Below are 7,271 nucleotides of genomic sequence, written 5' to 3'. Positions count from 1 at the left end.
CCTCCGGGCGAGGACGCGGCGGCCGACGCGGCGCAAGGCGCAGCCCCGGCCGATACCGAAGCCGCTGCGGCACAGCCCGCGGGCGGCGCGCCCGCGGGCGGCGCGGGTGGTGCAGGTGGTGCATCAGGCAGCAGCGACAGCGCATCGACCGACTACATCGCCGCAGCCGACACCAATAACGACCGCAAGGTCAGCGAGGAAGAGCGGATCGCCTACGAGAAGAAACAGGCGAGCGAAGCGCAAGGCACTGCGGCGCAGTCGCGCACCCAGGAAGTGCAGCAGGCTTATTTGCCGCAGGACAGCGCCGGCTCGCAGCTCGACGTCGAAGCCTGATCAGCCTTCCCTGCGCCAGCCGCGCGCCTGGGCGGCGCGCTCGGCGGCCGGCCCCAGCGGAGTGCCGGCGATGCGGCTGTCGATCGCATCGAGCACGGCCGGCGGCAAGCCGTTGCCGTCCATCCAGGCCGCACCTGCGGCCCCCTGCGCCAGCACCGGGATCTTCCACTGGCCACCGTCGCGGCAGGCCAGGCCGGCCGTCGTGTCCATCACGAAGCTGCGGCAATATCTGCCGTCCTTGGCCAGGAAGCTGATGCCGATGCGCACCCGCCCCGAGGGCCCGGGACTGGCCAGCTGGGCGCTCAGGACCGAGGCCAGGTGGCCTTGCGCGACCAGCGCGCCTTCGGCCCCGCTCAGGGACGCCAGTTCCGCTTCGCCTTCCCAGGCTTGCCAGCCGAAGAAGCCGGCCAAGGCACCGGCCGCCAGCGCGGCGGCGACCGCGCCCCAGTGGCGCAGCGTCCAGGCCGGCTTGAGGGTCGGCGGTGCGGTCGGCGGCGGCACACAGCGCGCCGCGCGCACCGTGTCGAGGTGCACGACCTTGGCGCCCGCAGGCGACCCGTGGCTGTGCGCATGCCCGTTGCCCTCGCGTCCGCCCGCCACCACGCCGTAGACGCGGCTGCGCCGGGCACGGTGCTGGGCCACGCGCGCGGCAATGGCGGGATCGGCGCGCAAGGCGCGTTCGACGGCGGCGCGGGCCGGCTCGGCCAGCTCGCCGTTGACGAATGCGATCAAGAGTTCGTCGGAGAATTTCATGGCGGCCGCTAGGAAGTGATCAAGCCATGTTCGTCCAGCACGTCGTGCAGCAACTCGAGACGGATCACCGGATTGTCGAGCATGAGCATGTTGTGCTTCTGGGTGTTTGGCAGGGGCAGCAATTCGCACCAGCGATTCGCAACCCAGCCGCAATCTTCGAGCCGGAATGGCGGCTGCACCGGCCAGCGTTCCTGCGGCACATCGTGCAGGGAAGCAAGCACACGGTCGAGCGCGTCGGACGCGCCCTGCAGCTCGGCCGGAATACGCACCGCATGGTCGTCCTCGACCAGTTCGACCTCCGCCATCCACAAACCGTTCAATCTCTGCTGCGAGGATTTCACCTCGAAGCGCGCGCCGCCGCGGCAAACCACCTGCAGCAATCCCGGCGACGTGGCCGTGGTGTCGCAGACGGTGGCCAGGGTGCCGCCTTCGACGAAGCGCTCGGGCGCGCCGCCGCGGGCGCGTACTTCATGCCCCTGGGTCAGCAGGACGACGCCGAAGGGCGTGTCTTCGGTAAGGCAACGACTGACCATCTCGAGGTAGCGCGCCTCGAACACCTGCAGCGGCAGCACCCCGTCCGGGAACAGCACCGTGCTCAGTGGGAACAATGGAAGGGAAATCGTGGCCATGCCCCATGATGACAGAATCGCCGGGCAGACCGCAGCACGATTGCGGATAGCCGGCAGGGCCGCGCAGGCTAGGACCGCGGCGCCACCAGCGGCAGGGTGCGCAAGCCTTGCACAAGCGCATCGAGGCGCCAGCGCAAGCGGTCCCAGCCGGGATCGGGCAGGCGCACCACGTGCACCGTCAGGATGCCGCCGGCGACGTCCGGACAGGCGTAGGCAAACCGGCCCTCCTCTTCGAATGGCAGCCGGAATTCCTGGCCCGGCAACAGGTGCAGCGGCCCGAACACATGGGGCCGGCGATCGCGGTTGTGCAGCAGGAGCACGTCCTGCACGCCCAGGGTCAGGCGTATCTCGCGCGGCAAGGCCAGTGCGCGCTGCCCCGCTTTCCCTGCCGGAAAGGTGAAGGCGCGTTCATGGCTGGGCGTGCGCAGCGGCGCCAGCGCGCCGAGCAGCAGCGCCAGCAGGAGCGCGCCGGCCAGCAGGCAGGCCAGCCGGTGGCGGTGCAGGATCGGAGGCAGGGAAGACATTCGGGACAGAAGAGAAGCCGCAGCGGCGATTTGTGGCAGTGCGGATATTGTATTATGCAAACAAAAGCACTGGCCAGCGAGGCGTGTAAAGCGGATATCCCGTGCGCCTGTGCACGACATTGCCGCGTATCCTAGGATGCCTCGACGCCTCTGCCGACGTCCCTTCGATCATTCCCCGCCGCCCAGGGCCGCGTACGACTCCCGATTACATGCCGCGTCCAGAACCCGACGAGATCATCCCCGCTTCCGGCACACCCGCCCGCCGGGAGTGGGGTCCCCTGATCCTCGCCGGCTTCGCCTTCCTCGTGTCCCTGCTGCTCACCTATGGCGCCTGGAGCGGCGCGCGGCGCGACGCATCCGCCGACCTGGCCGCCCAGTTCGACTACCGGGCGCGCGACATGGTCACCACCACCGTGCGCCGCATGGCCGTGTACGAGCAAGTACTGCGCGGCACGCGCGGTTTCATGCGCGGCAGCATCGACGTCGACCGGCGCGACTTCGCCGACTATTTCCAGATCCAGAATCTGCAGGAGCACTTCCCCGGCATCGAGGCGCTGGGCGTCGCCAGCATCATCCCGACCGGGCGCCTGGCCGCGCACGAGGCGGCAGTGCGGGCGCAGGGTTTCCGCAGCTATACCGTGCATCCGCGCCCCACGGGCCCATTCGCCACCTCGATCACCCACATCGAGCCATTTACGGGACGCAACTTGCGCGCCTTCGGCTTCGACATGTTCAGCGAGCCGGTGCGCCGCGCCGCGATGGAAGCCGCACGCGACAGCGGCGTCGCCGCCCTCTCGGGCAAGGTGGTGCTGGTGCAGGAAGGACGCGACGTCCAGCCCGGCTTCCTGATGTACGTGCCGGTGTACCGGCGCGACGCGCCGGCGGCCAGCGTCGAACAGCGCCGCGCCGCCATCGTCGGCTGGGTGTATGCGCCGTTCCGGATGGCCGACCTGATGCGCGGCCTCGGCGGCACGCATGCGGGCGACCTGCAGGTGACGATCTATGACGGCGGGCGCCCGCTGCCGGATTCGCTCCTGTACCGCTCGCAGGATGCCGTCGCCTGGCGCCAGCCGCTGCTGCGCCAGACTTTGCCGGCGCAGATTTCGGGCCGCCCTTGGCTGATCGACATCGCCTCCTCTCCCCAGTTCGAGGCACGCCTCGATACGCGCCGTCCGCAAGTCATCGGCATCACCGGCATCGGCCTCGGCTTCCTGCTGAGCCTGGTCGTCTGGCTGCTGGCCAGCGAGCGCAAACGCGCCATGCAACTGGCGCGCGCCATGACGCTGGAACTGCGCCAGTCCTACGAACGCATCGACGCCGAGCGCGTACGCATGGACCTGATCCTGCAAACCACCTACGACGCCTTCATCGCCATCGATGCCGCGGGCTACGTCACCGACTGGAATCCGCGCGCCGTCCAGCAGTTCGGCTGGACTCGCGAAGAAGCCCTGGGACGCGAGATCGGCGAACTGCTGGTGCCGCCCGAAGAACGCGTGGCGCACGAGCGCGGCTTCGCCCAGTTCGCCGCACTCGACGGCAGTGCACGCGTGCTGGATGCCGCGGGGCGCGGCTTCCCGGCTTCGGTGCACTACGGCGAGCCGGCCGAGGTCATGGCGCGCCACCGCGACGGCCACCTGGTTCCGGTGGAAATCGTGGTCGCCGCCCTGCCCGCCGAAGTTGGCCACGGCGCGTCCGCCTTCCTGCGCGACATTGCGCCACGGCGCGAAGCGGAGGCGCGCGAGCGCTTGCGCCAGCAGCGCCTGGACGAGGCGCGCACGGCGCTGGCGCGCTCGCAAAAGCTGGAGGCGGTCGGCAAGCTCACCGGCGGCGTGGCCCACGACTTCAACAACATCCTGCACATCATCAGCGCCAACGTGCAGCTGCTCCTGAAGTCGAACAACAACAGCGAGGCGAACGACAAAGTCGAGCGGCGCCTGCACAGCATCCTCGACGCCGTCGAACGCGGCTCGAAACTGTCGTCCCAGCTGCTGGCCTTCGCGCGGCGCCAGCCGCTGCATCCGAGCCTGGTCAACGTCGGCCAATTGCTCGAACGTATGGACAGCCTGCTGCACCGCGCCGCCGGCGAGTCGGTCGAGATCGCCCTGAGCGGCGCCGACGACCTGTGGAATACCCTGGTCGACCCGAACCAGCTCGAGAACGTGATCCTGAACCTGGTCATCAATGCGCGCGACGCCATGGCTGGCAAAGGCAAGGTCACCATCGCCCTGGACAACCTGACGGTGGACAGCGCGCAGGCTGGCGCCGACCCGGAACTCGCACCCGGCGACTACATCCGCATCGCCGTGGCCGACACCGGCGAAGGCATGCCGCCCGAGGTCATGGAGCGCGCCTTCGAACCCTTCTTCACGACCAAGCCCGAGGGCAAGGGAACGGGACTGGGCCTCTCGATGGCGCACGGCTTCGTGCGCCAGAGCGGCGGCCATATCCGCATTGCGAGCACCCTGGGCCAGGGCACGACGATCAGCATCTACCTGCCGCGTGCAAACGCACAGGCGGACGCGGCCGCGCACTGAAGCATGGCCCTCACGGGCCGTCGCGCGCCGGTTTTCCGGTCACGTGGCGCGCAATCGCCGCCACATGACGCGTGTCCGTACCGCAGCAGCCACCCAGCACGTTCATGCGCGGCAGCAACTGGTGCAACACCTGGTATTCCTCGCCCAGCGCTTCCGGATCACCATCGTCGAGTTCGGTCGCCTCGTCGAGTTCGGCGTGGCTGCGGCGCGAGGCGTTCGCGCGCAGGCCGTGCAGGCGTTCGCGCCAGGGACCAATCTCGGCCAGCGCCGGCTCGACATGGGTGGGGTGCGCGCAGTTGATCATGTAGTAGGCGGCGTAGGCGCCGGTCTCGGCATCGGTGCGCAGGATGGCCTCGGACAGAGCGTCGCCGGAAGGCAGGCGCCCATCGGTTTCGAGCGTAAAAGAAATCGCCACCGGCATCTCGCAGGCGGCGGCCGCGTCGACGATGCCGATCGCCTCCTCCGGATAGGTGATCGTGAAGGCCGCCACCATGTCGGCCTCGGTGCCGGCGAAAGTGGCGATCTGGGCCAGGTGGTAATCGTGCGCGGCAACCGCGCTCATGCGGCGGTCCGCCCGGTAGCCGTCGCCGCGCGGCCCGATGTTGCCGCTGATGACGATGGGCGTGGCCGGGGTTTCCCAGGCGGCGCGCACTCCGGCCAGCAGGGCCACCGCCTCGCGGTCGGCATCGGCCAGCGCGAGCGCGTTGTAGCCGAGCGACTGGCCCCAGTCGGGGTTGGCGCGCCAGGTAGGCGTTTCGAGCACCAGTCCGGTACCGTGTGCACGCGCCAGGCGCGCGAACGACACGAAATACTCCTGCAGCGCCGCCCTGCCGCGCGCGTCCTGCAACAGCACGAAGGAGGCAAAGGCGGGCAGGCTGAAACCCTGCTGGAAACTGAGCATGGTTTCCAGCCCGGCGTCGGTCAGGAACAGGCGGCCGTCGAGCTGAGGCAGGCGTGTGCGATAAGGGCTCATGGCGTCTCCTGGTAGCGCTGCGTTGTACTCCCCGCTTGCTTGGAACGTCGCCGCCTGTCTCCGGTTCCCCGGCCGCCATGCAGCGCGCCTGACGCTGCACAAGACGCTGCGCCGCCATGCGCGCAGGCGGCCGGTGTTGTACAAAGCGCGATAAGCCTGCCATACGGGCGCCAGCGCACATTCGGAACATGCATGCTCTGGCAGACTCGATACGAAAGGAGATTTGCCATGAATGCGCCCATGAATCTGCCCCATCGCGCCGCCATTCCCGTGCACCGCGCCATCCTGCAGGCGCCCGGCTTCGACAACACCATCGCGCTGCTCGAGGAAGGCTACCGCTTCATCGGCAATCGCTGCGACGAGCTCGGCACCGACATTTTCGGCACCCGCCTGATGCTGCGCCGCGTGGTCTGTGTGCGCGGCGAGGCGGCCGCGCGCATGTTCTACCAGCCCGGCCGATTTACCCGCCGTGGCGCGATTCCTCCGAGCACGCTGGGCGCCCTGCAAGGTCCCGGCAGCGCGCAAACCCTGGACGGCGAGATGCACCGGGTGCGCAAGGCGATGATGCTGGCGCTGCAGTCGCCGGAATCGCGCGCACGCCTGGTGGCGCTGGCCGAGCGCGAGTGGCGCATCCAGTTCGGACGCTGGCCGCGCCAGGGGCGCCGGGTGCTGATCCAGGAAGCGCAGGCCGTCCTGTGCCGCGCCGCCTGCGCCTGGGCCGGCGTGCCGCTGGCCAATGCCGAGGAAGAAGTGCTGCGCACGGCCGAGTTCTCGTCGATGATCGACGGCGCCGGGGCGGTGGGTCCGCGCAACTGGATGGCGCTGGCGCTGCGCCGGCACACCCAGCAATGGGCGCACGACCATATCGCAGCCGTACGCGCCGGCCGCCCTGCCGACCCGGACAGCCCACTGGCCGTGATCGCCTTCCACGTCGATGCCGACGGCGAAGTCATGTCGACGGACGATGCGGCAACCGAGCTCATCAACGTACTGCGCCCGGTGGTGGCGGTGGCGCGCTACATCGTGTTCGGCGCGCAGGCGCTGTACGCCTATCCGGAGTGGCGCACGCGCCTGGCCAGCGGCGACAAGGCGGCCCTGGCCATGTTCGTCGAGGAAGTGCGCCGTTACTACCCCTTCTTCCCGGCCGTCGGCGGGCGCGCCAACGAGCGCTTCGAATGGCAGGGGCTGGAGTTCAGCAAGGGAGACTGGGTCCTGCTCGACCTGTACGGCACCAACCGTCATCCCTCCAACTGGCCGGACGGCGAGGTGTTCCGCCCGGATCGCTTCGAAAGCAACGAACGGGGCGAATTCGAGTCGATCCCGCAAGGCGGCGGCGACCTGGCCCTGGGGCATCGCTGCCCGGGCGAAATGGTGACCGTCGAGCTGACCCGCTCGGCCCTGCACCTGCTGGTGACCGAGGTGGACTACGTGGTGCCGCAGCAGGACCTGGCGATCGACTTGTCGCGCATGCCGGCCATGCCGGCCAGCGGTTTCGTGATCGAGGGCGTGCGCCTGGGCTGAGGGA

Annotated in this window: 6 protein-coding genes and 1 pseudogene; 3 read left to right on the top strand and 4 right to left on the bottom strand. The window is 69.4% G+C overall.

Annotated features, from left to right (window positions below):
- Nucleotides 1-333 (top strand): annotated as a pseudogene (locus C2862_RS25320) (hypothetical protein); the annotation flags it as partial.
- On the opposite strand, the gene C2862_RS17050 reads toward C2862_RS25320, so the two are convergent.
- From C2862_RS17050 to C2862_RS17040, 3 genes are all read right to left on the bottom strand, one after another.
- Nucleotides 334-1,086, bottom strand: a complete 753-nt coding sequence (locus C2862_RS17050; protein WP_136221328.1) for an anti-sigma factor — start codon at nucleotides 1,084-1,086, stop codon at nucleotides 334-336.
- A gap of 8 nt (nucleotides 1,087-1,094) precedes the next feature.
- Nucleotides 1,095-1,715, bottom strand: a complete 621-nt coding sequence (locus C2862_RS17045; RefSeq protein ID WP_136221327.1) for an LON peptidase substrate-binding domain-containing protein — start codon at nucleotides 1,713-1,715, stop codon at nucleotides 1,095-1,097.
- A 68-nt stretch (nucleotides 1,716-1,783) separates the two neighbouring features.
- Nucleotides 1,784-2,239 (bottom strand): hypothetical protein, encoded by a 456-nt coding sequence (locus C2862_RS17040; RefSeq protein ID WP_136221326.1) that lies wholly within the window; start codon nucleotides 2,237-2,239, stop codon nucleotides 1,784-1,786.
- Between the two features lie 209 nt (nucleotides 2,240-2,448).
- Between C2862_RS17040 and C2862_RS17035 the strand changes: the two genes are divergently transcribed.
- Nucleotides 2,449-4,773 (top strand): CHASE domain-containing protein, encoded by a 2,325-nt coding sequence (locus C2862_RS17035; protein WP_136221325.1) that lies wholly within the window; start codon nucleotides 2,449-2,451, stop codon nucleotides 4,771-4,773.
- A gap of 10 nt (nucleotides 4,774-4,783) precedes the next feature.
- On the opposite strand, the gene C2862_RS17030 is transcribed toward C2862_RS17035, so the two are convergent.
- On the bottom strand, nucleotides 4,784-5,746 hold the full coding sequence (locus tag C2862_RS17030) for a homocysteine S-methyltransferase family protein (protein WP_136221324.1): 963 nt from the start codon (nucleotides 5,744-5,746) through the stop codon (nucleotides 4,784-4,786).
- Between the two features lie 228 nt (nucleotides 5,747-5,974).
- Here C2862_RS17030 and C2862_RS17025 point away from each other — a divergent pair, with 228 nt between their 5' ends.
- Nucleotides 5,975-7,267: a cytochrome P450 gene (locus C2862_RS17025; protein WP_229467479.1), complete on the top strand. Its 1,293-nt coding sequence runs from the start codon at nucleotides 5,975-5,977 to the stop codon at nucleotides 7,265-7,267.
- Nucleotides 7,268-7,271 lie beyond the last annotated feature (4 nt).

This window comes from Massilia sp. Mn16-1_5, from assembly GCF_004798585.1.
Lineage (GTDB): Bacteria > Pseudomonadota > Gammaproteobacteria > Burkholderiales > Burkholderiaceae_D > Telluria.
Note: the sequence above shows the minus strand (reverse complement) of the source record. Positions and strands in the feature narration are given on the sequence as shown.

Excerpts from the sequence above, each read along its gene's own strand:
- C2862_RS17050 (WP_136221328.1), bottom strand. The coding sequence starts at position 1,086 with ATGAAATTCTCCGACGAACTCTTGATCGCATTCGTCAACGGCGAGCTG.
- C2862_RS17045 (WP_136221327.1), bottom strand. The coding sequence starts at position 1,715 with ATGGCCACGATTTCCCTTCCATTGTTCCCACTGAGCACGGTGCTGTTC.
- C2862_RS17040 (WP_136221326.1), bottom strand. The coding sequence starts at position 2,239 with ATGTCTTCCCTGCCTCCGATCCTGCACCGCCACCGGCTGGCCTGCCTG.
- C2862_RS17035 (WP_136221325.1), top strand. The coding sequence starts at position 2,449 with ATGCCGCGTCCAGAACCCGACGAGATCATCCCCGCTTCCGGCACACCC.
- C2862_RS17030 (WP_136221324.1), bottom strand. The coding sequence starts at position 5,746 with ATGAGCCCTTATCGCACACGCCTGCCTCAGCTCGACGGCCGCCTGTTC.
- C2862_RS17025 (WP_229467479.1), top strand. The coding sequence starts at position 5,975 with ATGAATGCGCCCATGAATCTGCCCCATCGCGCCGCCATTCCCGTGCAC.